The 25,431-nt window shown below is 53.4% G+C and carries 27 protein-coding genes; 17 read left to right on the top strand and 10 right to left on the bottom strand.

Translation table 11 applies throughout. The features are described 5' to 3' along the window. Positions 1-7 precede the first annotated feature (7 nt). The gene (gene eutR / locus C2U43_RS18520; RefSeq protein ID WP_103285612.1) at positions 8-1,060 is read left to right on the top strand and encodes an HTH-type transcriptional regulator EutR; all 1,053 of its coding nucleotides are present in this window, start codon (positions 8-10) and stop codon (positions 1,058-1,060) included. Positions 1,061-1,155: 95 nt separating this feature from the next. Here eutR and hemF read toward each other — a convergent pair whose 3' ends face one another. Both hemF and amiA read right to left on the bottom strand, forming a co-directional pair. After that, positions 1,156-2,055, bottom strand: coding sequence for an oxygen-dependent coproporphyrinogen oxidase (hemF, locus tag C2U43_RS18510; RefSeq protein WP_103285611.1), 900 nt, complete (start codon positions 2,053-2,055; stop codon positions 1,156-1,158). A 2-nt stretch (positions 2,056-2,057) separates the two neighbouring features. Next, positions 2,058-2,927 (bottom strand): N-acetylmuramoyl-L-alanine amidase AmiA, encoded by an 870-nt coding sequence (amiA, locus tag C2U43_RS18505; RefSeq protein ID WP_003038046.1) that lies wholly within the window; start codon positions 2,925-2,927, stop codon positions 2,058-2,060. A 212-nt stretch (positions 2,928-3,139) separates the two neighbouring features. Here amiA and C2U43_RS18500 point away from each other — a divergent pair, with 212 nt between their 5' ends. From C2U43_RS18500 to cysM, 10 genes are all read left to right on the top strand, one after another. After that, a complete protein-coding gene (locus C2U43_RS18500; protein ID WP_003038048.1) occupies positions 3,140-3,565 on the top strand; it encodes a GNAT family acetyltransferase in 426 nt (141 codons plus the stop codon). Beyond that, the gene (locus C2U43_RS18495) at positions 3,552-4,001 is read left to right on the top strand and encodes a DUF2919 domain-containing protein (protein WP_103285610.1); all 450 of its coding nucleotides are present in this window, start codon (positions 3,552-3,554) and stop codon (positions 3,999-4,001) included. The genes C2U43_RS18500 and C2U43_RS18495 overlap by 14 nt, the downstream gene beginning before the upstream one ends. 59 nt (positions 4,002-4,060) lie before the next feature. Then, positions 4,061-4,636, top strand: a complete 576-nt coding sequence (locus tag C2U43_RS18490) for an RpoE-regulated lipoprotein (RefSeq protein ID WP_048215807.1) — start codon at positions 4,061-4,063, stop codon at positions 4,634-4,636. Positions 4,637-4,729: 93 nt separating this feature from the next. Further along, positions 4,730-5,629, top strand: coding sequence for a porphyrinogen peroxidase (yfeX, locus tag C2U43_RS18485; protein WP_003835022.1), 900 nt, complete (start codon positions 4,730-4,732; stop codon positions 5,627-5,629). Positions 5,630-5,801: 172 nt separating this feature from the next. Next, positions 5,802-6,593 (top strand): SDR family oxidoreductase UcpA, encoded by a 792-nt coding sequence (ucpA, locus tag C2U43_RS18480; protein ID WP_003835020.1) that lies wholly within the window; start codon positions 5,802-5,804, stop codon positions 6,591-6,593. Between the two features lie 157 nt (positions 6,594-6,750). Beyond that, entirely contained in the window at positions 6,751-7,767 is a 1,017-nt protein-coding gene (gene cysP / locus C2U43_RS18475) for a thiosulfate/sulfate ABC transporter substrate-binding protein CysP (protein WP_003835019.1), read from the top strand. Then, on the top strand, positions 7,768-8,601 hold the full coding sequence (cysT, locus tag C2U43_RS18470) for a sulfate/thiosulfate ABC transporter permease CysT (RefSeq protein WP_003038061.1): 834 nt from the start codon (positions 7,768-7,770) through the stop codon (positions 8,599-8,601). Beyond that, on the top strand, positions 8,601-9,476 hold the full coding sequence (gene cysW / locus C2U43_RS18465) for a sulfate/thiosulfate ABC transporter permease CysW (protein WP_003038064.1): 876 nt from the start codon (positions 8,601-8,603) through the stop codon (positions 9,474-9,476). The genes cysT and cysW overlap by 1 nt, the downstream gene beginning before the upstream one ends. After that, entirely contained in the window at positions 9,466-10,563 is a 1,098-nt protein-coding gene (gene cysA, locus C2U43_RS18460; RefSeq protein WP_048234762.1) for a sulfate/thiosulfate ABC transporter ATP-binding protein CysA, read from the top strand. Before cysW ends, cysA begins: the two co-directional genes overlap by 11 nt. A gap of 67 nt (positions 10,564-10,630) precedes the next feature. Next, positions 10,631-11,542 (top strand): cysteine synthase CysM, encoded by a 912-nt coding sequence (gene cysM, locus C2U43_RS18455; protein WP_048215810.1) that lies wholly within the window; start codon positions 10,631-10,633, stop codon positions 11,540-11,542. Between the two features lie 90 nt (positions 11,543-11,632). Here cysM and C2U43_RS18450 read toward each other — a convergent pair whose 3' ends face one another. Together C2U43_RS18450 and ptsJ are read right to left on the bottom strand one after the other, a co-directional pair. Further along, positions 11,633-12,349, bottom strand: coding sequence for a type 1 glutamine amidotransferase (locus tag C2U43_RS18450; RefSeq protein WP_071446817.1), 717 nt, complete (start codon positions 12,347-12,349; stop codon positions 11,633-11,635). A gap of 13 nt (positions 12,350-12,362) precedes the next feature. Further along, a complete protein-coding gene (ptsJ, locus tag C2U43_RS18445) occupies positions 12,363-13,655 on the bottom strand; it encodes a MocR-like B6 salvage transcription factor PtsJ (protein ID WP_103285609.1) in 1,293 nt (430 codons plus the stop codon). An 82-nt stretch (positions 13,656-13,737) separates the two neighbouring features. On the opposite strand from ptsJ, the gene pdxK reads away from it, so the two are divergent. Further along, entirely contained in the window at positions 13,738-14,604 is an 867-nt protein-coding gene (pdxK, locus tag C2U43_RS18440; protein WP_057066918.1) for a pyridoxine/pyridoxal/pyridoxamine kinase, read from the top strand. After that, positions 14,601-14,840, top strand: a complete 240-nt coding sequence (locus C2U43_RS18435; RefSeq protein WP_008785406.1) for a hypothetical protein — start codon at positions 14,601-14,603, stop codon at positions 14,838-14,840. The genes pdxK and C2U43_RS18435 overlap by 4 nt, the downstream gene beginning before the upstream one ends. A gap of 148 nt (positions 14,841-14,988) precedes the next feature. Here C2U43_RS18435 and crr read toward each other — a convergent pair whose 3' ends face one another. From crr to cysZ, 5 genes are all read right to left on the bottom strand, one after another. Then, positions 14,989-15,498, bottom strand: a complete 510-nt coding sequence (crr, locus tag C2U43_RS18430) for a PTS glucose transporter subunit IIA (RefSeq protein WP_000522253.1) — start codon at positions 15,496-15,498, stop codon at positions 14,989-14,991. Positions 15,499-15,538: 40 nt separating this feature from the next. After that, complete coding sequence (gene ptsI / locus C2U43_RS18425) at positions 15,539-17,266, bottom strand: phosphoenolpyruvate-protein phosphotransferase PtsI (RefSeq protein WP_008785405.1); 1,728 nt, start codon at positions 17,264-17,266, stop codon at positions 15,539-15,541. A 45-nt stretch (positions 17,267-17,311) separates the two neighbouring features. After that, the gene (gene ptsH, locus C2U43_RS18420) at positions 17,312-17,569 is read right to left on the bottom strand and encodes a phosphocarrier protein Hpr (RefSeq protein ID WP_002913505.1); all 258 of its coding nucleotides are present in this window, start codon (positions 17,567-17,569) and stop codon (positions 17,312-17,314) included. 383 nt (positions 17,570-17,952) lie between these two features. Beyond that, positions 17,953-18,924, bottom strand: a complete 972-nt coding sequence (cysK, locus tag C2U43_RS18415; RefSeq protein ID WP_003038091.1) for a cysteine synthase A — start codon at positions 18,922-18,924, stop codon at positions 17,953-17,955. Between the two features lie 163 nt (positions 18,925-19,087). Continuing rightward, positions 19,088-19,849 (bottom strand): sulfate transporter CysZ, encoded by a 762-nt coding sequence (cysZ, locus tag C2U43_RS18410; RefSeq protein WP_057066948.1) that lies wholly within the window; start codon positions 19,847-19,849, stop codon positions 19,088-19,090. A 230-nt stretch (positions 19,850-20,079) separates the two neighbouring features. Here cysZ and zipA point away from each other — a divergent pair, with 230 nt between their 5' ends. From zipA to C2U43_RS18395, 3 genes are all read left to right on the top strand, one after another. Next, positions 20,080-21,093 (top strand): cell division protein ZipA, encoded by a 1,014-nt coding sequence (gene zipA / locus C2U43_RS18405; RefSeq protein ID WP_103285608.1) that lies wholly within the window; start codon positions 20,080-20,082, stop codon positions 21,091-21,093. 71 nt (positions 21,094-21,164) lie between these two features. After that, a complete protein-coding gene (ligA, locus tag C2U43_RS18400; RefSeq protein WP_103285607.1) occupies positions 21,165-23,180 on the top strand; it encodes an NAD-dependent DNA ligase LigA in 2,016 nt (671 codons plus the stop codon). Between the two features lies 1 nt (position 23,181). After that, entirely contained in the window at positions 23,182-23,400 is a 219-nt protein-coding gene (locus C2U43_RS18395; protein WP_003038102.1) for a DUF3820 family protein, read from the top strand. Here the strand turns inward: C2U43_RS18395 and C2U43_RS18390 are convergent. Then, complete coding sequence (locus tag C2U43_RS18390; RefSeq protein ID WP_032944142.1) at positions 23,397-24,395, bottom strand: bile acid:sodium symporter family protein; 999 nt, start codon at positions 24,393-24,395, stop codon at positions 23,397-23,399. The genes C2U43_RS18395 and C2U43_RS18390 overlap by 4 nt on opposite strands. 89 nt (positions 24,396-24,484) lie before the next feature. On the opposite strand from C2U43_RS18390, the gene C2U43_RS18385 reads away from it, so the two are divergent. Beyond that, the gene (locus C2U43_RS18385) at positions 24,485-25,411 is read left to right on the top strand and encodes a LysR family transcriptional regulator (protein ID WP_032944140.1); all 927 of its coding nucleotides are present in this window, start codon (positions 24,485-24,487) and stop codon (positions 25,409-25,411) included. Positions 25,412-25,431: the final 20 nt, after the last annotated feature.

Genomic DNA, 25,431 nt, shown 5'->3' with positions numbered 1-25,431 from the left:
AAAGATCATGAAAAAGAACCGTACTGCAAACTTGCACCATCTTTATCATGAAGTATTACCCGAAGACGTTAAACTGACGCCGAAAGTGGAAGTGGACAACGTTCACCAACGGCGAACAACGGATGTGTATGAGCACGCGCTGACGATTACCGCCTGGCAGCAGATCTACGACCAGCTGCATCCGGGAAAATTTCATGGCGAGTTCACGGAAATCCTGCTCGATGATATTCAGGTGTTCCGTGAATACACCGGACTGGCGCTGCGTCAGTCGTGCCTTGTCTGGCCAAACTCATTTTGGTTTGGCATTCCGGCCACGCGCGGCGAGCAGGGATTTATTGGTACCCAGTGTTTGGGTAGCGCTGAAATTGCCACCCGCCCAGGCGGGACGGAGTTTGAACTGAGTACGCCGGATGATTACACCATTTTGGGGGTCGTCATTTCGGAAGAGGCCATTGCTCGTCAGGCTAACTTCCTGCATAACCCGGAAAGGGTGCTACATATGCTGCGCAATCAGTCGGCGCTGGAAGTTAAAGAACAACACAAAGCCGCGCTATGGGGCTTTGTGCAGCAGGCGCTGGCGACGTTTAGTGAGAATCCTGAAAACCTTCACCAACCCGCGGTGCGTAAAGTGTTTTGTGATAACCTGCTGCTGGCGATGGGCACCATGCTGGAAGAAGCGCAGCCGATTATGACTGCGGAGAGCATCAGCCATCAGAGCTATCGTCGCTTGCTGTCACGTGCGCGCGAATATGTGCTGGAAAATATGTCAGAGCCGCTGACCGTGCTCGACTTATGCAATCAGCTGCACGTTAGCCGCCGGACGTTGCAAAACGCCTTTCACGCGATCCTCGGTATTGGCCCGAATGCCTGGTTGAAACGTATTCGCCTGAACGCCGTGCGCCGTGAGTTGATAAGCCCATGGTCGCAGAGTGCGACGGTGAAAGACGCCGCCATGCAGTGGGGATTCTGGCATTTAGGGCAGTTTGCCACCGACTACCAGCAGCTGTTTGCGGAGAAACCGTCGTTGACGCTGCATCAGCGTATGCGCCAGTGGGCATGATGAGATTATTGTGCCGGATGCGACGCTAACGCATCTTATCCGGCCTACGGGTTTGCCGTTGTTGTAGGCCGGATAAGCGTAGCGCCATCAGGCAATTACACCCAGTCGCGGACCTGAATAAACTCGCTAAGGGCAGCTTCCGGGCTGTTCGCTTCCGGCTGCCAGTCATACTCCCAGCGTACCAGCGGCGGCATCGACATCAGAATCGACTCCGTGCGTCCGCCGGTTTGCAAACCGAACAACGTGCCGCGATCCCACACCAGATTAAATTCCACATAGCGCCCACGACGATAAAGCTGAAAATTACGCTCGCGTTCGCCCCAGATCATCATTTTGCGGCGTTCGACGATGGGCAGATACGCCTCGGTGTAACCTTGACCTACTGCCTGCATAAAAGCGAAGCAGTGGTCGAAATCAGGGGTATTCAAATCATCGAAAAACAGCCCGCCAATGCCGCGCTGCTCGTTGCGGTGCTTGAGGAAGAAGTAGTCATCGCACCACTTTTTGTAACGTGGATAAACGTCATCGCCAAACGGCTGGCACAGATCCCGCGCCGTGCGATGCCAGTGAACCGCATCCTCATCAAAGCCGTAGTAGGGCGTTAAGTCAAAGCCGCCGCCAAACCACCACACGGGATCGGCCCCCGGTTTTTCCGCGATAAAAAACCGTACGTTGGCATGGCTGGTTGGAATGTAGGGATTCTGCGGGTGCACCACCAACGAGACGCCCATCGCTTCAAAGCTGCGCCCGGCAAGCTCCGGGCGATGCGCGGTAGCCGAGGCCGGCATTGCATCGCCGTGGACGTGGGAGAAGTTGACGCCTGCTTGCTCGAAAATACCGCCGTTACGCAACACCCGACTGCGCCCGCCGCCGCCCGCTTCGCGTTGCCAGTTATCCTCAACAAATTCGCTGCCGTCTACGGTGGATAACTGCTGACAAATCTCATCCTGCAGGCTGAGCAGGAACTGTTTTACGCGCTGTGCATCGGGCTTCATGGTTAACGTTTCTTCGAGTGTGCTTTCTGGTTATCAAACCAGTGGAAATAGCTGATGATGCCATTGGCGATAGCGGTGGCGATTTTCTGACGAAACGCCGCCGTACCCAGCAATCGTTCTTCTTCCGGGTTGGTGATGAACGAGGTTTCGACCAGGACCGACGGAATCGAAGGTGATTTTAGCACCACGAAGGCGGCCTGTTCCGTGCTGCGACTGTGCAGACGGTGTACCGGCTTGATCTTCTTAAGAATATGCGAGCCTAACGTCAGGCTGTTTTTTATGGTGTCAGTTTGCACCAGATCGAACAGCACCTGCTGCAACAAATGATCTTTGTCAGTGGCCTTCTTTCCGGCGACTTCATCGGCCCGGTTTTCACGATCGGACAGATATTTCGCCATGGCGCTACTGGCGCCGCGATTGGATAAGGCAAAGACCGAAGCACCCGCAGCGCTCGGATTGGTAAAACCGTCGGCGTGGATCGACATGAACAGATCGGCACCATGTTTGTGGGCGATCTCGACGCGATCGTAGAGCGGAATAAACGTATCGCCGGAGCGGGTCAGGCGTGCATCAATCCCCTGGTTGCGTAGGATCGAGCGCACGTTTTTGGCAATAGCCAACACAACGTGCTTTTCTTTCGAGCCGTTGCGACCAATTGCGCCGGTATCAATTCCTCCGTGCCCCGGATCAAGGACAACAACGCGCTTAGCACCGGATTTTTTCGCTTTCGGTTTGCTGTGTCCATTGCTGGTCTTTAGCGCTTCTTCTTTAGCGATGGCTTGTGACATGCCTGACAGCGTCAGGGCGGCCAGCCCGGCTTTCAGCACCTGGCGGCGCGATGTGAGTGTTTTTAGTGGTTTAAAAGTGCTCATACGGCCTGAGTTGTAAAAAAAAGGTTCTAAACGTTATATCGTATCGCGTAGTCCGTTGCGACGGATCGAGATAAGAATTGTTTTACTTTTCATTTCAATACGTGACAATTCCGTATTATGCCATTTTTTCCGCCGCTTCGCGTCAGATATTGGCTAAATCAGCCGTTCGCGCCATAATCGCTTTTTAACGTCCTGAAAAGGTACCCAATACCATGGAAATACGCGTTTTTCGCCAGGAAGATTTCGAAGAGGTGATCACCCTCTGGGAGCGTTGTGATTTGCTGCGTCCATGGAACGACCCTGAAATGGACATCGAACGCAAGGTCAATCATGACGTCAGCTTGTTCCTCGTTGCTGAAGTGAACGGCGAGGTGGTCGGTACGGTGATGGGCGGATACGACGGGCATCGCGGTTCCGCCTATTACCTGGGCGTGCATCCTGAGTTTCGCGGACGCGGTATTGCCAATGCGCTGCTCAACCGGTTGGAGAAAAAGCTCATTGCCCGCGGTTGTCCGAAGATTCAAATCATGGTGCGTGACGATAACGACGTCGTACAGGGCATGTATGAACGTTTGGGCTATGAACATGCGGATGTACTCAATCTGGGTAAGCGTTTGATCGAAGATGAAGAGTACTGAGTTTCATCCGGCCGACTATGATGGTCATGGGCGTCTGCGCCTGCCTTTTCTCTTCTGGTGCGTACTGCTGTTGCAGGCACGCACCTGGGTTTTGTTTGTGATTGCCGGTTCTTCCCGTGAGCAGGGCAACACCTTACTGAATCTGTTTTATCCCGATCATGACGCATTCTGGCTGGGGTTGCTTCTCGGCGTTCCCGCCGTGTTGGCGTTTTTACTCAGCGGGCGACGCTTTGCGTTTCCGGTGATCTGGCGCTGGCTGCGCGGATTATTGATTCTCGCTCAACTGGTGCTGCTGTGCTGGCAGCCGGTGATGTGGCTGGCAGGCGATCCGCTCAACGGCGTCGGGCTGGCGCTGCTGGTGGCGGATATCGTCGCGCTGATCTGGCTGTTAACCAATCAACGTCTGCGTGCCTGTTTTTCCCTTGAGAAAGAATAACGGCACTTTTTGGGGAAACCGGACTCCAAGCACCGTTGATAAATAAGGAAGGAAGTGAAATGAAATCACTGCGTTTGACTTTATGCGCGATGCCGCTGCTACTGGCCGGGTGTTCAACGTTGTCCTCGGTGAACTGGTCTGCCGCCAATCCGTGGAACTGGTTTGGTTCTTCAACGCAGGTCACAGAGCAGGGCGTCGGAGCGTTAACGGGCGCTACGCCGCTGGATGAAAAAGCCATTGCTGATGCGCTGGACGGCGATTACCGCCTGCGTAGCGGAATGAAGACCGATAACGGTAATGTGGTGCGCTTCTATGAAGCGATGAAAGACGACAAGCTGGCGATAGTCATCAACGGCAGCCAGGGAACCATCAGTCGTATTGATGTATTAGATCACGATATTTCGTCAGCCGCGGGTGTCGAAATCGGTACACCGTTTAGTGACCTTTACACTAAAGCTTTCGGTAATTGCCAAAAAGCAACCGGCGATGACAGCGCGGGCGTTGAGTGTAAAGCTGAAGGAAGTCAACATATTAGCTATATTTTTTCCGGTGAATGGAGCGGGCCTGAGGATATAATGCCGTCTGACGACACGCTGAAAGCGTGGAAAGTAAGCAAAATTATCTGGCGGCGTTAATTTGCGTCTGAACAAATCGGCTTGTTAAAAAAACAGGTAGAATAGCGCCCATCAATGCCACGATGTCGTGGCATCTTTTTTTCAGGAGGAACAATGTCTCAGGTTCAGAGTGGCATTTTGCCAGAACATTGCCGTGCGGCGATTTGGATTGAAGCCAATGTTAAAGGCGACGTTGATGCCCTGCGTGCGGCCAGCAAAACCTTCGCCGATAAGCTGGCGACCTTTGAAGCTAAGTTCCCGGATGCGCATCTGGGCGCGGTTGTCGCTTTTGGCAACAACACCTGGCGTGCATTGAGCGGCGGCGTCGGTGCTGAAGAGTTAAAAGACTTTATCCCTTACGGTAAAGGTCTGGCACCAGCAACCCAATATGACGTGTTGATCCATATTCTCTCTTTGCGTCATGACGTGAATTTCTCTGTTGCGCAGGCGGCAATGGAAGCATTTGGCGACTGTATTGAAGTTAAAGAAGAAATCCACGGTTTCCGTTGGGTCGAAGAGCGCGATCTCAGCGGCTTTGTTGACGGTACGGAAAACCCGGCAGGCGAAGAAACGCGCCGTGAAGTTGCCGTTATCAAAGATGGTGTGGATGCCGGTGGCAGCTATGTGTTTGTGCAGCGTTGGGAACATAACCTGAAGCAGCTTAATCGCATGAGCATCCATGACCAGGAAATGATGATTGGTCGTACCAAGGAAGCCAACGAAGAGATCGACGGTGATGACCGTCCGGTCACCTCTCACCTGAGCCGTGTTGACCTAAAAGAAGACGGTAAAGGGCTGAAAATTGTGCGCCAGAGCCTGCCATACGGTACTGCCAGCGGCACGCATGGTCTCTATTTCTGCGCCTACTGCGCTCGTCTGCACAACATTGAACAACAATTGCTGAGCATGTTTGGTGACACCGACGGTAAGCGTGATGCGATGCTGCGCTTCACCAAACCGGTAACTGGCGGTTATTACTTTGCTCCGTCGCTGGACCGTTTAATGGCGCTGTAATGGTGAGCTGAGCCTGTTATCGGCCACGAAATAGACATCCCCGCATCGTCGGGGATTTTTTTTACCTGAGATTAACCTGATTTAGTGAGCTATTCCTCAGCACTAATTTGTTATTGCTGTATCTTCTGCGTGAATGAAGTGAAGGCTTCATATTCAAAAGGAGAATATTGAAATGGGAAAACTCACGGGCAAAACAGCATTGATTACGGGCGCATCTCAGGGTATTGGCGAGGGTATCGCCAGAACGTTTGCCCGCCATGGTGCGAACTTAATCCTGCTGGATATCTCCGATGAGATTGAAAAACTGGCGGATGAGTTGGCTGGGCGTGGGCACCGTTGCACAGCCGTTCACGCTGACGTCAGAGATTTTGCGTCGGTCAAGGAAGCGGTGACGCGCGCGAAGCAGATTGAAGGCAAAATCGATATTCTGGTGAACAATGCCGGCGTATGCCGCCTCGGCAACTTCCTTGATATGAGCGATGAAGATCGCGATTTCCACATTGATATCAACATTAAAGGCGTCTGGAACGTGACGAAAGCCGTTCTGCCGGAGATGATTGCACGCAAAGACGGGCGCATCGTGATGATGTCATCGGTGACCGGCGATATGGTTGCTGACCCGGGCGAAACGGCCTACGCGCTGTCGAAAGCCGCGATCATCGGTTTGACCAAATCCCTGGCGGTAGAATATGCGCAGTCCGGCATTCGCGTGAACGCCATTTGCCCTGGCTACGTTCGTACGCCGATGGCGGAAAGCATTGCGCGTCAGTCTAACCCGGAAGATCCTGAATCCGTTTTAGTCGAAATGGCGAAAGCGATCCCGATGCGTCGTCTGGCCTGCCCGCTTGAGGTCGGTGAACTGGCGGCGTTCCTGGCATCGGATGAGTCCAGTTATTTAACTGGCACGCAAAACGTGATTGATGGCGGCAGCACCCTGCCTGAAAGCGTTAGCGTCGGCGTCTGATTGATGCCGGTCTCCTCCCCATGTGCTGGGGAGGAGGTACCCCTTATTCTCTTTTCAACTTTCAAATCATCAAACGGTATATAAAACCGTTACTCCTTTAGCACTGGTTATAAATATGATGACCATAAGAAAGTCATTTAATTTATAAGGGTGCGCAATGGCCGTTAACTTACTGAAAAAAAGAACACTGACGCTGGCAGCCATGCTGTTGCTGGTGGGGCAGGCGCAGGCAACGGAACTACTGAACAGTTCATACGATGTTTCCCGCGAGCTGTTTGCCGCCCTTAATCCGCCGTTTGAACAGCAATGGGCGAAGGATAACGGCGGCGACAAACTGACGATTAAACAATCTCATGCCGGGTCATCAAAACAGGCGTTGGCGATTTTGCAGGGGCTGAAAGCTGACGTCGTGACCTATAACCAGGTGACCGACGTGCAGATCCTGCATGACAAAGGCAAGCTGATCCCTGCCGACTGGCAAAGCCGCCTGCCGAATAACAGTTCGCCATTCTATTCCACCATGGCGTTTTTGGTGCGTAAGGGCAACCCGAAGAATATCCACGAATGGAACGATCTGGTTCGCCCGGACGTGAAGCTGATTTTCCCGAACCCGAAAACCTCCGGTAACGCACGCTATACCTATCTGGCTGCGTGGGGCGCGGCAGATAAAGCGGACGGTGGGGATAAAGCTAAAACCGAACAGTTCATGACCCAGTTTCTGAAAAACGTGGAAGTATTTGATACCGGCGGTCGTGGTGCAACTACCACCTTCGTGGAGCGCGGTCTGGGCGACGTACTGATTACCTTTGAATCGGAAGTGAACAATATCCGTAAACAGTACGAAGACCAGGGCTTCGAAGTGGTGGTGCCGAAGGTCAACATTCTGGCGGAGTTCCCGGTGGCCTGGGTAGATAAAAATGTGCAGGCCAACGGTACTGAAAAAGCGGCGAAAGCTTACCTGAACTGGCTGTACAGCCCGCAGGCGCAAACCATCATTACCGATTTCTACTACCGCGTGAATAACCCGCAGGTAATGGACAAGCTGAAAGATAAATTCCCGCAGACCGAATTGTTCCGTGTGGAAGATAAGTTTGGCTCGTGGCCTGAAGTGATGAAAACGCACTTTGTCAGCGGCGGTGAGCTGGACAAACTGCTGGCGGCGGGGCGTAAGTAAATGTTTGCTGTTTCTTCCCGACGTGTGCTGCCCGGCTTCACTTTGAGCCTGGGCACCAGCTTACTGTTTGTCTGCCTGATATTGCTGCTGCCGCTGAGCGCGCTGGTGATGCAACTGGCGCAAATGAGCTGGGCGCAATACTGGGATGTGATTACCAATCCGCAGGTGGTGGCGGCTTATAAAGTGACGCTGCTGTCGGCGTTTGTGGCGTCGATTTTTAACGGCGTGTTCGGTTTGCTGATGGCGTGGATCTTAACACGCTATCGCTTTCCGGGCCGTACGCTGCTGGATGCGCTGATGGACCTGCCGTTCGCACTGCCTACGGCGGTGGCAGGTCTGACGCTGGCGTCACTGTTTTCGGTTAATGGCTTCTACGGCGAGTGGCTGGCGAAGCTGGATATCAAGGTGACCTACACCTGGCTCGGTATCGCGGTAGCGATGGCCTTTACCAGCATTCCGTTTGTGGTGCGTACCGTGCAACCGGTACTGGAAGAGTTAGGCCCGGAATATGAAGAAGCAGCTGAAACGCTCGGTGCTACGCGCTGGCAAAGTTTCCGTAAAGTAGTGCTGCCGGAGCTTTCTCCTGCGCTGGTGGCGGGCGTTGCGCTGTCGTTTACCCGCAGCCTCGGTGAGTTTGGCGCGGTTATTTTTATCGCCGGAAACATCGCATGGAAGACGGAAGTGACCTCGCTGATGATTTTTGTTCGCTTGCAGGAGTTTGACTACCCGGCTGCCAGCGCGATTGCTTCTGTGATCCTCGGGGCTTCGTTGTTGCTGCTGTTTTCAATTAACACTCTGCAAAGTCGCTTTGGTCGACGTGTGGTAGGTCACTGATGGCAGACATTACCCAATTGAAACGCTATGGCGCACCCCGCATCAACTGGGGGAAATGGTTTCTGATCGGCACGGGCATGCTGGTCTCCGCGTTTATTTTGCTGGTGCCGATGATTTACATCTTCGTGCAGGCGTTCAGCAAGGGATTAATGCCGGTATTACAGAACCTGGCGGATCCGGACATGCTGCATGCCATCTGGCTGACAGTGCTGATTGCGCTGATTGCGGTCCCGGTGAACCTGGTGTTTGGTGTGTTGCTGGCCTGGCTGGTGACCCGTTTTAACTTCCCAGGACGCCAACTACTACTAACGTTACTGGATATTCCATTTGCTGTCTCGCCGGTGGTCGCCGGTCTGGTCTATCTGCTGTTTTACGGCTCTAACGGCCCGCTTGGTGGGTGGCTGGATGAGCATAACCTGCAAATTATGTTTGCCTGGCCGGGGATGGTGCTGGTGACAGTGTTCGTGACCTGTCCGTTTGTGGTGCGTGAGCTGGTGCCGGTGATGTTAAGCCAGGGCAGCAATGAAGATGAAGCCGCGGTTCTGTTGGGCGCGTCCGGCTGGCAGATGTTCCGCCGCGTTACGCTGCCGAATATCCGTTGGGCATTGCTGTACGGTGTGGTGTTGACCAACGCCCGTGCGATTGGTGAGTTTGGCGCGGTGTCAGTGGTTTCCGGCTCGATTCGCGGCGAAACCTTATCGCTGCCGCTACAGATTGAATTACTGGAGCAGGACTACAACACGGTCGGCTCCTTTACCGCCGCGGCGCTATTAACGCTGATGGCGATTATTACCCTGTTTTTGAAGAGCATGTTGCAATGGCGTCTGGAGAACCAGGAAAAACGCGCGCAGCAGGAGGAAAATCATGAGCATTGAGATTGCCAATATTAAGAAGTCTTTTGGTCGCACCCAGGTGCTGAACGATATCTCGCTGGATATTCCTTCAGGTCAGATGGTCGCGCTGCTGGGGCCATCCGGCTCGGGCAAAACCACGCTGCTGCGCATTATTGCCGGGCTGGAGCATCAGTCCAGCGGGCATATCCGTTTTCACGGTACCGACGTCAGCCGATTGCACGCCCGCGACCGTAAGGTGGGGTTCGTGTTCCAGCACTATGCGCTGTTTCGTCATATGACCGTTTTCGACAATATCGCGTTTGGTCTGACGGTCCTGCCACGGCGTGAGCGCCCGAATGCGGCGGCCATCAAAGCAAAAGTGACCAAACTGCTGGAAATGGTTCAACTGGCTCATCTGGCGGACCGTTTCCCGGCACAGCTCTCCGGCGGGCAAAAACAGCGCGTGGCGTTGGCGCGTGCGCTGGCGGTAGAGCCGCAGATCCTGCTGCTCGACGAACCGTTTGGCGCGCTTGATGCGCAGGTGCGCAAAGAACTGCGTCGCTGGCTGCGTCAGTTGCATGAAGAGTTGAAATTTACCAGCGTGTTTGTTACCCACGACCAGGAAGAAGCAACGGAAGTCGCAGACCGCGTGGTGGTGATGAGTCAGGGTCATATCGAACAGGCTGATGCGCCGGATCAGGTATGGCGCGAACCGGCTACTCGTTTCGTCCTGGAATTTATGGGTGAGGTTAACCGCCTGCAGGGGACGATTCGTGGCGGCCAATTCCATGTGGGCGCACACCGCTGGCCGCTGGGTTATACGCCTGGCTATCAGGGACCGGTGGATCTGTTCCTGCGCCCGTGGGAAGTGGACGTGAGCCGTCGTACCAGCCTGGATTCGCCGTTGCCGGTACAAGTGCTGGAAGCCAGCCCGAAAGGACACTACACCCAATTAGTTGTGCAACCCCTGGGGTGGTATAACGAACCGTTGACGGTAGTCATGCAGGGCGATGATTCCCCTGGCCGCGGCGAACGTCTGTTTGTCGGGCTGCAAAATGCACGCTTGTATAACGGCGACCAGCGTATTGAAACGCGTGAAGAGGAACTTGCCCTGGCGCAATCAGCCTGATAGGTTAATTTGCATAGTTATCGCCCGGTGGCGCTACGCTTACCGGGCTTTTTTACGAGCTGAAAACGTGAACACATTAGAAAAAACAATTGGCAATACGCCTCTGGTGAAATTACAACGTCTGGCGCCGGATAACGGTAGTGAAATTTGGGTCAAGCTGGAAGGCAATAATCCCGCAGGTTCGGTGAAAGACCGCGCCGCGTTGTCGATGATCGTCGAAGCGGAAAAGCGCGGAGAAATTAAGCCAGGCGACGTGCTGATTGAGGCTACCAGCGGCAATACCGGAATTGCGCTGGCAATGATCGCCGCGCTGAAGGGCTACCGCATGAAGCTGCTGATGCCAGATAACATGAGTCAGGAGCGCCGTGCGGCGATGCGCGCCTATGGCGCCGAACTGATTCTGGTCACCAAAGAGCAGGGGATGGAAGGCGCGCGCGATTTAGCCCTTGAAATGGCGCAGCGTGGAGAAGGCAAGCTGCTGGATCAGTTTAATAATCCGGATAACCCGTACGCGCATTACACCACCACCGGACCGGAAATCTGGCAGCAGACGTCAGGTCGTATTACCCATTTTGTCTCCAGTATGGGAACGACAGGCACCATTACCGGTGTGTCGCGTTTTCTGCGTGAGCAAGAAAAAGCGGTCACTATCGTTGGCCTGCAGCCGGAAGAGGGCAGCAGTATTCCGGGGATTCGCCGCTGGCCTGCGGAGTATATGCCAGGCATTTTTAACGCCTCGCTGGTGGATGAAGTGCTGGATATTCATCAGAACGATGCGGAAAACACCATGCGTGAACTGGCCGTGCGCGAAGGGATTTTCTGTGGTGTCAGTTCTGGTGGCGCGGTAGCGGGGGCGTTACGTGTGGCGCGCGCGACCCCGGGAGCGGTGGTGGTGGCGATCATCTGCGATCGCGGCGATCGCTACCTTTCAACCGGTGTGTTTGGCGAAGAGCACTTTAACCAGGGATTAGGGATTTAGTTTTCAGCCTGATAATCATAGCACTATCAGGCAAACGTACGGCACGAGCGCCGGATGACGACGTAAAGCGTCTTATCCGGCCTGCCATAATCAATCGTTACGTTTTTCCACAAGCTTATCAAGGAATTGCCACAGTTTCTCATTCATCTGCTGATAATCCCATGCTCGCATCTCTTCAACGGAACGGATGAAACGCTTGCCTTTAGCTTCCGCCAGTTCTTGTTCGGAGTGTTGAATAAGCCCTTCTATAGCATCAGCCGTAAACTCCATATGGCACTGAAAACCATAAACAAAATTACCGTATTGCACGATTTGTCGTGGGCAGCCCTCGCTGGCAGCAAGAATGGTCGCCTGGTCGGTTAATCCTGGCATGTCGTTGTGCCAGTGACCGACGGTAAGCGGTGAGCCGAAATGGCTGAACAGCGGGTGCTGTTGACCGGCTTCGGTCAGAACGATGGGGTAGTGACCAATCTCTTTTTCCGGACTCTGGCACACCTTCGCACCCAGCGCTTCGCCGATTAACTGTGAACCCAGGCAGATCCCCACCACAATTTTACGTGCCGCAATCGCCTGGTTGATCAGATGCTGCTCGGCCTGAGAATCAAAGTACGGGCACTCTGCCAGCGTGGTTCGTGGTGACTGCGGACCGCCAAACACCACCAACATATCGAAATCATCGGCGTTCGCAGGGACCGCTTCTCCGGCATAAACGCGCGACCAACTGACGCTATAGCCGCGTGATTCGGCCCACGGCAGATACGCGCCAGCAGATTCGAAAGACTCATGAATAACAAAATGAACTCGCACTTTTTCTCTCCTGTTAGCGTTTTAGCGCCTGATGAATATCAGTCGCCAGCTTATCAATGTCGCTGTCAGTTAAGGTTGACAGCGTAATACGCAGGCCGTGGGCGGGCGTATTGACGCCAAACACTTCGCCTTCCCGCACCAGCCAGCCGGACTTTGCCAGCGCAAAAGCGATCGCCTGGCTGTTATCTTCCAGCGGTAGCCACATATTCAGACCGTCACCAACGGGCAACTCAATGCCATGTCGCCGCAGTGCTGCCGCCAACGTTTGCTGCTGGGCGGCGTAAAACTGCTGAGTTTGCGCCAGCGTGTGTTGATAAGTCTCGTCACTCAGGCAGGCGCAGGCCAAATCCTGCAGCAGGTGGCTGACCCACTGACTGCCGGAGTTGAGCCGTAAACGTAGCTTCCCTGAAGTGAGCGGATCGCTGGCCACAATGGCCAGGCGTAAATCCGGACCTAACGTTTTGGACATCGAACGGACAATCGCCCAGTGCGTGGTTTCCTTCGCAATCACCGGATACCAGCGGCAAGCAGATAGCAGCGCAAAGTGGTCGTCGACGATCACCAGCGTCTGCGGATAGCGGGCCAGGATTTCCTTCAATTGCGCCGCGCGTGAAGCGCTCAGGCTGCATCCTGTCGGGTTATGCGCGCGCGGTGTCAGAATTACCGCCCGCGCACCTTTCTGTAGCGCGAGTTCCAGTTGGTCCGGCAGCATGCCTTCGTGGTCAACATTGGCCGGACTGGCGGAGAAACCAGCATAACGCAGCATGTTGATGCTGCTCAAAAAGCATGGATCTTCTACGACAACGCTATCACCAGGCAGTAAATGGGCGCACAGTAGCCGTTCGATAGCATCAATGGCGCCGCTGGTGATATCAATTTCCCCTTTGCCGGGCATTGCATTTTGCATCCATTGTGATGCCCATACCTTAAGCCCTGGTGACACAGCGGCATCGCCGTACAAACGCGGATTCTTATTTATCATTGCGAAATAACTACTCAGGTCAGGAAGACGCGAGGGCGCTGGATTACCGCCGGAAAGATCGATAAGCGGGGTATCCGGATTACCACCTTCCAGCGCAACGGGGGCAGTAATCCCCTTAATCACCGTGCCGTTGCGTCCCAGGCTCTGCGCCAACCCGGAGGTGACCAGGCGTTTGTAAGCCGCCGCGACAGTATTACGGTTCACGTTTAATGCCGTTGCCAGTTCCCGTACTGGCGGCAACGTTTCGCCTGCTGCCAGCGTGCCTGTAGTGACATGTTGACGGATACTGTCAAAAATTTCGTTAGCGGTTTTTCCGTCGATCATTATTGACCTATGACAAAATGAATTTTAGCATATGACGATAATAGTGAGGCGTAGGCCCGCTGTCCAGCGAGAGGAGAAATTTATGGAGCAGGAGAGTGATATCCAGTCAGTGCTCTTTGACGACACGAATCGGGCGTTACAGACCGATATCGTCGCCGTCCAGTCACAGGTGGTGTATGGCAGCGTAGGTAACAGCATCGCCGTCCCGGCCATTAAAGCGCAGGGGTTACGCGTGACGGCAGTACCCACGGTGCTGTTCAGTAATACCCCGCATTATGAAACCTTTTACGGCGGCGTTATTCCGTCTGACTGGTTTAGCGGCTATCTCCGCGCCTTAAGCGAGCGTGATGCCTTGCGTGAGCTAAAGGCGGTGACTACAGGTTACATGGGCAGCGCGGAGCAAATCGCCTTGCTGGCACAGTGGCTGGAAACCGTTCGGGCCACGCATCCGGACCTATGCATTTTGGTCGACCCCGTGATTGGCGATACGGATAGCGGCATGTATGTGAAAGCCGAAATCCCGGAAGCTTATCGTCAGCACCTGCTGCCGTTGGCACAGGGGCTGACGCCGAACGTGTTCGAGCTGCAAATGCTAAGCGGAAAGCCGTGTCGTACGCTTGATGAAGCCATTACGGCGGCACAATCACTGCTCACTGACACCCTGAAATGGGTGGTAATAACCAGCGCGCCGGGGGATACCGAAGAGATTATTAACGTTGCGGTGGTGACGGCTGAAACGGTTGAGGTGTTAGCCCATCCGCGAGTGAAAACGGATCTGAAGGGGACTGGCGATCTGTTTTGTGCAGAGCTGGTGAGCGGCCTTGTACTGGGGAAAGCGCTGACGACCGCGACGCACGACGCCGCGCAGCGGGTGCTGGACGTGATGACGTGGACGCACCTGTGCGGTTGTGATGAATTAATTCTGCCACCGGCAGGGGAGGCGCGATGAAGAGTTACCGGCTGGTAGTTCGCCAGAATGGGCGTATGGTTGGACATTTTGACACCAACGGGGCAGCAGCGCTGGAAGATATCTGTGTAGCGCGGGCCATGTTTGGTATTGCGGGTGGCTACGACTGTGAATTGTTAGTGGCAGACTCGGAGCGAAGGATGCTGGAAAGCGGGCCGGAAGGGATGAAGATTCTGATGCGCGAGGCGTGTTACCGACCGGTCACCTCACAGATTTAATGCCGGATGGCGACGAGAACGTCTTATCCGGCCTACGTTACGGAGTTTGCTGTAGGCCGGATAAGCGTAGCGCCATCCGGCAGGGTTTTGATATCCATCAGATAAAAAAAATGGCGCCTGATGGCGCCATCTTTCTCTGCAAAAAGAATTACTTCTTGATGCGGATAACCGGAGTCTCACCCACTGTCACGCTACCGGACAGTTTGATCAGCTCTTTGATTTCGTCCATGTTGGAGATAACAACCGGAGTCAGGGTAGACTTGGCTTTTTCTTCCAGCAGCGGCAGATCGAATTCAATAACCGGGTCGCCCACTTTCACGCGCTGACCTTCTTCAGCGATGCGTTTGAAGCCTTCGCCTTTCAGTTCAACGGTATCAATACCGAAGTGAACAAACAGCTCAATGCCGCTGTCGGATTCGATAGAGAAAGCGTGGTTGGTTTCAAAGATTTTGCCGATGGTGCCATCAACAGGAGCAACCATTTTGTTACCGGTTGGTTTGATAGCAATGCCATCACCAACGATTTTTTCAGCAAAAACTACATCCGGCACGTCTTCGATGTTGACGATCTCGCCAGAGAGCGGAGCAACGATCTCAATAGTTCCGGTGTCTTTCTTATCATCAGAAACCAGAGATTTCAGTTTATCGAACAAACCCATGATCTTCTCCTAAGCAGTAAATTGGGCCGCATCTCGTGGATTAGCAGATTGTTTTTTCTTCAATGAACTTGTTAACCAGCGTCATTAACTCGTCCGTTGTCGGTTGAGCAAGAGCCTGCTCTGCTAACACCTTCGCATCTTCGAAGTTCGTGTTACGGATAATCTTCTTAATGCGCGGGATAGAAATGGCGCTCATAGAGAATTCGTCCAGACCCATCCCCAGCAACAGAAGTGTAGCACGTTCGTCGCCTGCAAGCTCACCACACATGCCAGTCCATTTGCCTTCAGCATGAGAAGCATCAATAACTTGCTTGATCAGCGTCAGCACAGATGGCGACATCGGTTGGTAAAGGTGTGAAATCATATCATTACCACGGTCAACTGCCAGGGTGTACTGCGTTAAATCATTGGTGCCGATACTAAAGAAATCAACTTCTTTGGCTAAATGACGCGCAATTGTTGCCGCAGCTGGTGTTTCCACCATCACGCCAATCTCAATGCTCTCGTCAAATGCTTTACCTTCGTCGCGCAGTTCCTGTTTGTAGATTTCGATCTCTTTGCGCAGTGCACGCACTTCTTCAACAGAGATGATCATTGGGAACATGATACGCAGTTTGCCGAAAGCAGAGGCGCGCAGGATAGCGCGAACCTGGTCACGCAGGATCTCTTTACGATCCATGGCGATACGCACGGCACGCCAGCCCAGGAACGGGTTCTCTTCTTTCGGGAAGTTCATGTACGGCAGCTCTTTATCGCCGCCGATGTCCATGGTACGGACGATGACCGCCTGAGAGCCACAGGCTTCAGCAACGGCTTTATACGCAGCAAACTGTTCTTCTTCAGTTGGCAGCGATTCACGGTCCATGAACAGGAATTCGGTGCGGTACAGACCCACACCTTCAGCGCCGTTACGCTCGGCGCCTTCAACGTCACGAACGGTACCGATGTTGGCGCAAACTTCAACCTGGTGACCGTCCAGCGTGATAGCCGGCAGATCTTTCAGCTTAGCGAGTTCCGCTTTCTCGGTTGCAACCTGCTCCTGAACGGCACGCAGTTGCTCAATAACGTCGTTGGTCGGATTGACGTAAACCTGATTGTTTACGGCATCCAGAATCAGATAGTCGTCGTTTTTCACCTGAGAGGTGACGCTACCCGTACCTACGATAGCAGGCAGTTCCAGAGAACGCGCCATGATAGAGGTATGAGAGGTACGTCCGCCCGCGTCAGTGATGAAACCCAGCACCTTGTTCAGGTTCAGCTGTGCGGTTTCTGACGGGGTCAGGTCTGCGGCAACCAGGATAACTTCGTCCTGGATAGCGCTCAAATCAATAATTGCCAGACCCAGAATGTTACGCAGCAGGCGTTTACCGATGTCACGTACGTCAGCCGCACGTTCTTTCAGGTATTCATCATCCAGCTCTTCCAGGGCTGTGGCCTGACCTTCGATAACTTCATGCGCAGCTGCATCAGCCGTCATGTGCTTATCTTTAATCAGGGCTATGATTTCCTGCTCCAGCTCCTCATCTTCGAGCAGCATGATATGCCCTTCAAAGATGGCTTCTTTTTCTTCACCGAACGTTTCACCAGCTTTGGTTTTGATCGCTTCCAGTTGCGCAGATGCCTTGGCACGACCGCTCAGAAAACGTTCAACTTCCTGATCAACCTTGTCGGCAGAAATTTTTTTCCGGTCAATGACGATCTCGTCTTCTTTCAGCAGCAATGCTTTACCGAAAGCGATACCCGGGGATGCTAAAATGCCTGAAATCATAACCCTACCTTACTTGTGACTGATATTTAAAAGAACTCGTTGAACTTACTCGAGTTCAGCCATCAGTTTAACCAGATGCTCAACTGCTTTCTGCTCGTCTTCACCTTCTGCGGACAGGGTGACAACGGTACCCTGAGTCAGGCCCAGAGTCTGCAGTTTAAACAGGCTTTTGGCGCTAGCGCTTTTGCCGTTGGAAGTCACAGTAATTTCAGAAGTAAAGCCTTTTGCTTCTTTAACAAACTGAGCAGCAGGGCGAGTATGCAGACCGTTCGGAGCGGTAATGGTAACTTCTTGCTGGAACATTATATTTCCCCAACTTATAGGTTTAGTGTTGTGGAACTAAAGTCTAGCCTGGCGGCTCAACTTTAGCCTGTATTGTTAGCATCGGCGTAAACTGGACGCGACACAAAAGGAGTTCGGTGCAATCCGTTGCTGGCAACTTCTTGCCGCTGACGTTTCGTTCGTCATTAAACATTATGCCGCGAAAGGAAGAGTTGAACCAAATCATAAAATCGATTCAGCTAGCGCTTTTCCTGTAACGATTAATTTCGCGCATCAAAATAATTAGTTTGGTTAAATACCAGTTCCGGCGGGCTGAATCAATGCCAGGCGAGTTGAAACTTTGAAGCAGGCCACAAAAAAGCACCCAAAAGGGTGCTTTTTTACGCGTTTTTAACATGCTGGCACTACTGTTGCAGTTCTTTCTCTGTAAAGAGATCGGCAAACAGTGCAGTGCTCAGATAACGCTCACCCGATGACGGTAGAATAACCACTATATTCTTATTGGTAAAGGTTTCATCTTCCTGGAGCTTAAGCGCGGCAGCAACCGCAGCACCGGAAGAGATCCCAGCCAGAATACCTTCTTCTTCCATCAGACGACGCGCAGTAGAAATAGCTTCATCATTAGTGATGGCAACGACTTTATCGATAAGCTTCAGATCAAGGTTACCCGGAATGAAGCCTGCGCCAATGCCCTGAATTTTATGCGGGCCTGGTTTGAGTTCTTCACCTGCCAGCGCCTGGGCGATAACAGGGGAGTCGGTAGGTTCAACCGCGACGGTGATCAGATCGGTTTTGCCTTTAGTGCCTTTAATGTAACGGGTCACACCAGTCAACGTACCGCCGGTACCAACGCCGGAGATAAAGACATCAACCTGGCCATCGGTATCTTCCCAGATTTCCGGGCCGGTGGTTTTTTCGTGGATTTCCGGGTTTGCCGGGTTGCTGAACTGCTGCAGCAGCAGGAATTTTTCCGGATCGCTGGCCACAATTTCTTCCGCTTTCTGAATCGCGCCCTTCATACCTTTTGCGCCTTCGGTCAGCACCAGGTTCGCGCCCAGCGCTTTTAAGAGCTTGCGGCGCTCAATGCTCATGGTTTCAGGCATGGTCAGAGTCAGTTTGTAGCCGCGAGCTGCGGCAACGTAGGCCAGCGCAATCCCTGTGTTGCCGCTGGTTGGTTCGACCAGCTCTACACCCGGTTTCAGTACACCACGTTTTTCGGCATCCCAAATCATGTTGGCACCGATACGGCATTTGACGCTAAAGCTTGGGTTGCGTGATTCCACCTTCGCCAGAATGCGTCCGTTACCGATACGGTTCAGTCGAACCAGCGGCGTATGACCGATAGTCAGCGAGTTGTCTTCAAAAATCTTACTCATGGCCTGTCCTTAACTGTATGAAATTGGGATACCGCTTCAGCATACCTGTTGAGAAAGTATGGGGAAGTAAGGAATTCGTATATCTATATGCCACCAGGAAATAATGCGTTGCAGTATGGAATAAGAGCGGGCATAAGCCAGCCCGCTTTTACACATTTTTGCATTACTTCCATAACGCGTGCTTAGCACGATAGCAGTCTACCCACATCGCCGTGGCACCACAAACCGCGACCGGCATGATGAACAGATTGAGCACCGGAATCATGGTGAACAGGCTGGTCAATGCGCCAAATTGCATATTGGTGACCTTGCGTGTGCGCAGCGCGACGCGCATCTCCTTAAAAGGCACCTTATGGTTATCAAACGGATAATCGCAGTACTGAATAGCCAGCATCCACGCGCTGAACAGGAACCACAGCACCGGGGCGACGGTCTGACCAATACCCGGAATAAAATAGAGGATCAGCAACACGACTGCGCGCGGGAGATACCACGCCAGCTTTTGCCATTCACGTTTCATAATACGGGGAACATCTTTCATGATGCCGAGAACGCCGGTGTCAGGCGGTGTTGCGCCCGTTAAGCGTGCTTCCAGCTGTTCTGCCAGCAGACCGTTAAACGGCGCGGCAATCCAGTTGGCTATGGTGGAAAACAGGTAGCCGAACACCAGTAGTACGGAGATAGTGACAATCGGCCACAGCAAGTAGCTGAGCCACTGAAGCCAGTCAGGGACGTGACTCATCAGCGCGGGGATCCAGCTATCGAGTTGTGTGAATAGCCACCAGAATGCGCCGCCCATCAGCAGGATATTCACCAGCAAAGGCAGGATGACAAAGCGACGAATGCCCGGTTGGGTGATGAGCTTCCATCCCTGTGAAAAGTAATAAAGGCCGCTGCGAGGTACGACTGCAGATGATGAAACCATGGTCAGGACATACTCCTTGTTATATAAGCTCTGGTAAACTTTGCGTATCTTACCGGGTTGTTGAGCGTTAAGCTGTTCAGAAATGTTCGAAAAAACAGCAAAAAGCACAATTTTGTTCATCTTTATGCCGTGAAAGCCAAGAGTGCACTTGCACTTGGCGTAATCGACAAATACTCTTAGTGAGTAAATGTTTGCCGTGGTGGCAAGGTGTTAGAACAACAGAGAATATAATGATGCAGGATTTGCGTCTGATATTAATCATTGTTGGCGCGATCGCCATAATCGCTTTACTGGTACATGGTTTTTGGACTAGCCGTAAAGAGCGGTCTTCTATATTCCGCGATCGCCCACTGAAACGCATGAAGTCTAAATGTGAAGACGAGGATTCTTTCGACGACAACGTCGAGGAAGACGAAGGCGTGGGCGAAGTTCGCGTTCATCGTGTGAATCATGCTCCCGGTAACGCGCAGGAACATGGTGTTCCTCCTCAGTCGCCGCAACACCAGTACCAGCCGCCTTATGCGTCTGCTCAGCCGCGTCAACCCGCGCCGCAGCCTGCACAAGCGCCGGTACCGCCGCCGCATGCTCAGCAGCAGCCGCAGCCTGTACAACCGCAGCAGCCGGTGCAGCATCAACCTGTTCAGCAACAACCTGTGCAGCAGCCGATGCAGCATCAGCCCGTTGCTCCGCAGGTTCAGCAGCCCGTGCAGCAAGCACCGCAACCTGCACCGCAGGCTTTCCAGCCCGCAGAGCCTGCCGTTGAACATCAACCGCAGCCTGAGCCAGTAGTTGAAGAAGCGCCTGTTGCTGAAAAACCGCAGCGTAAAGAAGCGGTCATTATTATGAACGTTGCGGCGCATCACGGTAGTGAGCTCAACGGTGAAGTGCTGCTCAACAGCATTCAGCAAGCCGGTTTTAAATTTGGCGATATGAATATTTTCCATCGTCATTTGAGCCCGGATGGCAGCGGTCCTTCGCTGTTCAGCCTTGCCAATATGGTTAACCCAGGAACGTTTGACCCCGAAATGACGGGTGATTTCAGCACCCCTGGCGTGACTATTTTTATGCAGGTTCCGTCCTATGGTGACGAGCTGCAAAACTTTAAGCTGATGCTGCAGTCCGCACAGCACATTGCCGATGAAGTGGGTGGTGTGGTGCTCGACGATCAACGTCGCATGATGACGCCGCAGAAACTGCGCGAGTATCAGGACCGCATCCGCGAAGTTAAAGAATCTCACGCCTGATTCTCCTCTGGCGTGACATCTCCTTGCTAAACCCCCGCCTGTCGGGGGTTTTTTATCATTGATGGTGCGATATGGAATTAATCGAACAACAACTGACAGAACTGCGAACCACGCTTCGCCATCATGAGTATCTCTACCATGTGATGGATGCGCCGGAAATTCCCGATGCGGAATACGATCGCCTGATGCGTGAACTGCGCGAGCTGGAAGCGCAGCATCCAGACCTTATCACCCCCGACTCGCCAACCCAACGTGTTGGCGCCGCCCCGTTAGCAGCGTTCAGCCAGATTCGCCATGAAGTGCCAATGCTGTCGCTGGATAACGTGTTTGATGAAGAGAGTTTTCTCGCCTTCAACAAGCGCGTGCAGGACAGACTGAAGAGTACGGATAAACTAACCTGGTGCTGCGAACTGAAGCTGGACGGGCTGGCGGTCAGTATCCTGTATGAAAACGGTGTGCTGGTCAGTGCCGCAACGCGTGGTGATGGTACTACGGGTGAGGATATTACCTCGAACGTGCGCACCATCCGTGCGATCCCATTAAAACTGCGAGGCGATAACATTCCGACGCGTCTGGAAGTGCGCGGTGAAGTGTTCCTGCCGCAGGCCGGATTTGAAAAAATTAACGAAGAGGCCCGCCGTACTGGCAACAAAGTGTTTGCTAACCCACGTAACGCAGCGGCCGGGTCATTGCGTCAGCTCGATCCACGTATTACAGCGAAGCGACCGCTTACTTTCTTCTGCTATGGCGTTGGTGTGCTGGAAGGTGGTGTGTTGCCTGATACCCACCAGGGCCGTCTGCTGCAATTTAAAGAGTGGGGATTGCCGGTGAGCGACAGAGTTAAGCTTTGCGACTCTCCGGAGGAAGTACTTGCTTACTATCACAAGGTTGAAGAAGACCGACCGACGCTGGGATTCGATATCGACGGTGTGGTGATCAAAGTCAACTCCATGGTATTGCAAGAGCAACTGGGTTTTGTTGCCCGCGCGCCGCGCTGGGCGGTGGCCTTTAAGTTCCCGGCGCAAGAGCAGATGACGTTCGTACGTGATGTTGAGTTTCAGGTTGGACGCACCGGGGCGATTACGCCCGTCGCTCGTCTTGAGCCAGTTCAGGTTGCCGGGGTGTTGGTCAGTAACGCCACCTTGCACAATGCGGATGAAATTGAGCGTCTTGGTTTGCGTATTGGCGATAAAGTCGTCATTCGCCGGGCGGGCGATGTCATCCCGCAGGTAGTAAACGTCGTGCTTTCCGAGCGCCCGGACGATACGCGTGAAATTGAGTTTCCCACCCACTGTCCGGTATGCAACTCAGACGTTGAGCGTGTGGAAGGCGAAGCGGTTACTCGCTGTACCGGTGGTTTAATCTGCGGAGCGCAGCGTAAGGAATCGCTGAAACACTTCGTTTCCCGCCGTGCGCTGGACGTTGACGGCATGGGCGACAAAATTATCGATCAATTGGTCGAGAAGGAGTATGTCCACACACCAGCGGATCTCTTCACACTGACCGCAGGTAAGCTGACCGGTCTTGATCGTATGGGGCCGAAATCGGCACAAAACGTGGTGAATGCGCTGGAAAAAGCGAAAGAAACGACGTTTGCCCGTTTCCTCTACGCGCTGGGTATTCGCGAAGTCGGCGAAGCTACGGCTGCTGGTCTGGCGGCGCATTTTGGCACCCTTGAGGCGCTGGAAGCGGCCTCTATTGAAGAGCTGCAAAAAGTGCCGGATGTCGGCATTGTGGTAGCGACCCACGTGTTTAATTTCTTTGCTGAAGAGAGTAACCGCGAGGTGATCGTCCAACTGCTGGCGCAGGGGATTCACTGGCCAGCACCGGTGGTCATCAACGCTGAAGAAATCGACAGCCCCTTCGCGGGTAAAACGGTAGTGCTGACCGGGAGCCTGAGCCTGATGTCACGCGATGACGCCAAAGCGCGACTGACCGAGTTGGGTGCAAAAGTGGCCGGCAGCGTATCGAAGAAAACCGACCTGGTGATTGCCGGTGAAGCGGCGGGTTCGAAGCTGGCAAAAGCGCAGGAACTGGGTATTGCCGTGATCGATGAAGCTGAAATGATCCGCTTACTGGGTGCCTGAAATGGAAAAAGAGCAGCTGGTTGAAATCGCCAATACCGTGATGCCCTTTGGCAAATATAAAGGGCGTCGGCTGATTGATGTACCGGAAGAGTATCTGCTGTGGTTTGCCCGTAAAGATGAATTCCCGCCGGGCAAGCTCGGCGAGCTGATGCAAATCACGCTGCTGATTAAAACTGAAGGGCTGACGCAACTGGTGCAGCCCCTGAAACGCCCGCTCTAAGCCTTTGCGGCGTGGCTTTTCTGCTGCGCCTGCAATGCGTCCGTTTGTTGCTTGTAGCGACGTGCCAGCACGGCACACACCATCAGCTGAATTTGATGGAAGATCATCAACGGCAGCACCATCATTCCTATCACTGACGTCGGGAACAGAATATTTGCCATTGGGATCCCATTCGCCAGGCTCTTTTTCGATCCGCAAAAGACAATGGTGATCTCATCGGCTTTGTTGAAGCCGCATTTCCGCGCAACAAAGACGTTGATGCCAATCACAATTGCCAGCAATACGATGCTGACCACCACGATAAACAGCAGTGAGCCAATCCCCACTTTGTGCCAGATCCCGTTAACCACGGCTTCACTGAAGGCGGAGTACACCACCAGCAAGATGGAGGATTGGTCCGTTTTGGCGATCCATTTTTTATGTCGGGACACCCAGTTACCAATCCACGGACGTGAAAGATGTCCCAGTACGAACGGCAGCAGCAGCTGCAGCATGATTTTCCCCACCTGCTCCAGACTGCCTTCTGCGCCATGCATATTCATTACCAGGCCAACCAGTAACGGCGAGAGAAAAATACCCAGCAGGCTGGAGGCCGAAGCGGAACACACGGCGGCAGCAACGTTACCCCCCGCCAGCGACGTAAAAGCGATTGCCGACTGCACCGTGGCCGGCAAAATACACAGGTACAGGAAACCGGTGTACAGCATCGGGTCAACATTTACCGGTGCCCACCAGGCGAACAGAACGCCCAGCACCGGGAAAACAACAAACGTGCTGCACATCACCCACAGATGTAAACGCCAGTGACTACCGCCGGCAATAATGGCTTCACGCGAAAGCTTCGCCCCGTGCATAAAAAACAGTAGGGCAATGGCAGCGGTGGTTAAGCCTTCAAAGAAAGGTACAAAGCCACCTTCGGCCGGGAAAAAGGACGCCAGTAAAACGACCGTAATCAACGTTATCGTGAACGGATCAAGGATACGAAAAAGTTTCATAAAAGCTCCTGAAATTCGGTAGGAACATTTTGCGTTTTTCTGTTTGAGAAATAAAATTGATTTATTGCATCCATATATGAATCGAATAGATGAATTACTCTCTGCGTCAGCTCCGTATCTTTGTTACCGTCGCTCAGGCCAAAAGCTTTAGCCGGGCGGGGGATATCATTGGCTTAAGCCAGTCTGCGGTCAGCCACAGCGTTAAAGAGCTGGAAGGGCAGACGGGTGTGCGGTTGTTAGATAGAACAACGCGGGAAGTAGTGCTGACGGAAGCAGGGCACCAGTTGGCGGCGCGGCTGGAACGTATTCTGGATGAACTGCACAGCACGCTGCGTGAAGCAGGCCAGGTGGGAACGCAGTTAACCGGAACGGTGCGCGTTGCCGCCAGCCAGACAATATCTGCTCACCTTATTCCACAGTGTATTGCCCAGAGTAATCAGCTTTATCCAGCAATCGATTTTGTGCTGCACGATCGTCCGCAACAGTGGGTGCTGGAGAGTATTCGTCAGGGCGAGGTAGATTTTGGCATTGTGATAGATCCAGGTGCTGTGACCGATCTGCAGTGTGAAGCGGTGTTATCCGAACCGTTCCTGCTGTTGTGTCGAGGGGATCATCCTCTAGCCCAACGCGAATGGGTAAATTGGCAGGATTTATATCATGAGCGCCTGGTATTACAGGATTACGCTTCCGGCAGTCGACCGTTGATCGATGCGGCGCTGGCTCACTTTTCCATTGAGGCCAATATCGTTCAGGAGATAGGTCACCCTGCCACGCTTTTCCCGATGGTTGAGGCGGGGATTGGTATCAGCGTGCTGCCTGCGCTGGCGCTTCCTCTGCCACAGGGCAGCCATTTGCAGGTTAAACGCCTGACGCCGGTTGTGGAACGACAATTGATGCTGGCACGACGTAAAAATCGTTCTTTATCGACTGCGGCTCAGGCGCTGTGGGACGTAGTACGGATGCAGGCCAGTGAATTAACCGCCGGTCGGGCACGGGATCCTTTGTACCAGCTTTAACGATATGGCTGGTGTTTGTC

The sequence above is a fragment of the Citrobacter freundii complex sp. CFNIH9 genome, from assembly GCF_002903305.1.
Taxonomy (GTDB): Bacteria; Pseudomonadota; Gammaproteobacteria; order Enterobacterales; family Enterobacteriaceae; genus Citrobacter; species Citrobacter portucalensis.
The sequence above is the reverse complement of the archived record's forward strand: the minus strand, read 5'-3'. Positions and strand labels throughout refer to the sequence as shown.

Excerpts from the sequence above, each read along its gene's own strand:
- ptsJ (WP_103285609.1), bottom strand. The coding sequence starts at position 13,655 with ATGATCGACGGAAAAACCGCTAACGAAATTTTTGACAGTATCCGTCAA.
- C2U43_RS18435 (WP_008785406.1), top strand. The coding sequence starts at position 14,601 with ATGAAGAGTTACCGGCTGGTAGTTCGCCAGAATGGGCGTATGGTTGGA.
- crr (WP_000522253.1), bottom strand. The coding sequence starts at position 15,498 with ATGGGTTTGTTCGATAAACTGAAATCTCTGGTTTCTGATGATAAGAAA.
- ligA (WP_103285607.1), top strand. The coding sequence starts at position 21,165 with ATGGAATTAATCGAACAACAACTGACAGAACTGCGAACCACGCTTCGC.
- cysA (WP_048234762.1), top strand. The coding sequence starts at position 9,466 with ATGAGCATTGAGATTGCCAATATTAAGAAGTCTTTTGGTCGCACCCAG.
- cysT (WP_003038061.1), top strand. The coding sequence starts at position 7,768 with ATGTTTGCTGTTTCTTCCCGACGTGTGCTGCCCGGCTTCACTTTGAGC.
- yfeX (WP_003835022.1), top strand. The coding sequence starts at position 4,730 with ATGTCTCAGGTTCAGAGTGGCATTTTGCCAGAACATTGCCGTGCGGCG.
- C2U43_RS18395 (WP_003038102.1), top strand. The coding sequence starts at position 23,182 with ATGGAAAAAGAGCAGCTGGTTGAAATCGCCAATACCGTGATGCCCTTT.
- C2U43_RS18500 (WP_003038048.1), top strand. The coding sequence starts at position 3,140 with ATGGAAATACGCGTTTTTCGCCAGGAAGATTTCGAAGAGGTGATCACC.
- hemF (WP_103285611.1), bottom strand. The coding sequence starts at position 2,055 with ATGAAGCCCGATGCACAGCGCGTAAAACAGTTCCTGCTCAGCCTGCAG.
- C2U43_RS18385 (WP_032944140.1), top strand. The coding sequence starts at position 24,485 with ATGAATTACTCTCTGCGTCAGCTCCGTATCTTTGTTACCGTCGCTCAG.
- ptsH (WP_002913505.1), bottom strand. The coding sequence starts at position 17,569 with ATGTTCCAGCAAGAAGTTACCATTACCGCTCCGAACGGTCTGCATACT.
- C2U43_RS18490 (WP_048215807.1), top strand. The coding sequence starts at position 4,061 with ATGAAATCACTGCGTTTGACTTTATGCGCGATGCCGCTGCTACTGGCC.
- zipA (WP_103285608.1), top strand. The coding sequence starts at position 20,080 with ATGATGCAGGATTTGCGTCTGATATTAATCATTGTTGGCGCGATCGCC.
- amiA (WP_003038046.1), bottom strand. The coding sequence starts at position 2,927 with ATGAGCACTTTTAAACCACTAAAAACACTCACATCGCGCCGCCAGGTG.
- pdxK (WP_057066918.1), top strand. The coding sequence starts at position 13,738 with ATGGAGCAGGAGAGTGATATCCAGTCAGTGCTCTTTGACGACACGAAT.
- C2U43_RS18390 (WP_032944142.1), bottom strand. The coding sequence starts at position 24,395 with ATGAAACTTTTTCGTATCCTTGATCCGTTCACGATAACGTTGATTACG.
- cysK (WP_003038091.1), bottom strand. The coding sequence starts at position 18,924 with ATGAGTAAGATTTTTGAAGACAACTCGCTGACTATCGGTCATACGCCG.
- cysZ (WP_057066948.1), bottom strand. The coding sequence starts at position 19,849 with ATGGTTTCATCATCTGCAGTCGTACCTCGCAGCGGCCTTTATTACTTT.
- ptsI (WP_008785405.1), bottom strand. The coding sequence starts at position 17,266 with ATGATTTCAGGCATTTTAGCATCCCCGGGTATCGCTTTCGGTAAAGCA.
- ucpA (WP_003835020.1), top strand. The coding sequence starts at position 5,802 with ATGGGAAAACTCACGGGCAAAACAGCATTGATTACGGGCGCATCTCAG.
- C2U43_RS18495 (WP_103285610.1), top strand. The coding sequence starts at position 3,552 with ATGAAGAGTACTGAGTTTCATCCGGCCGACTATGATGGTCATGGGCGT.
- cysW (WP_003038064.1), top strand. The coding sequence starts at position 8,601 with ATGGCAGACATTACCCAATTGAAACGCTATGGCGCACCCCGCATCAAC.
- cysP (WP_003835019.1), top strand. The coding sequence starts at position 6,751 with ATGGCCGTTAACTTACTGAAAAAAAGAACACTGACGCTGGCAGCCATG.
- eutR (WP_103285612.1), top strand. The coding sequence starts at position 8 with ATGAAAAAGAACCGTACTGCAAACTTGCACCATCTTTATCATGAAGTA.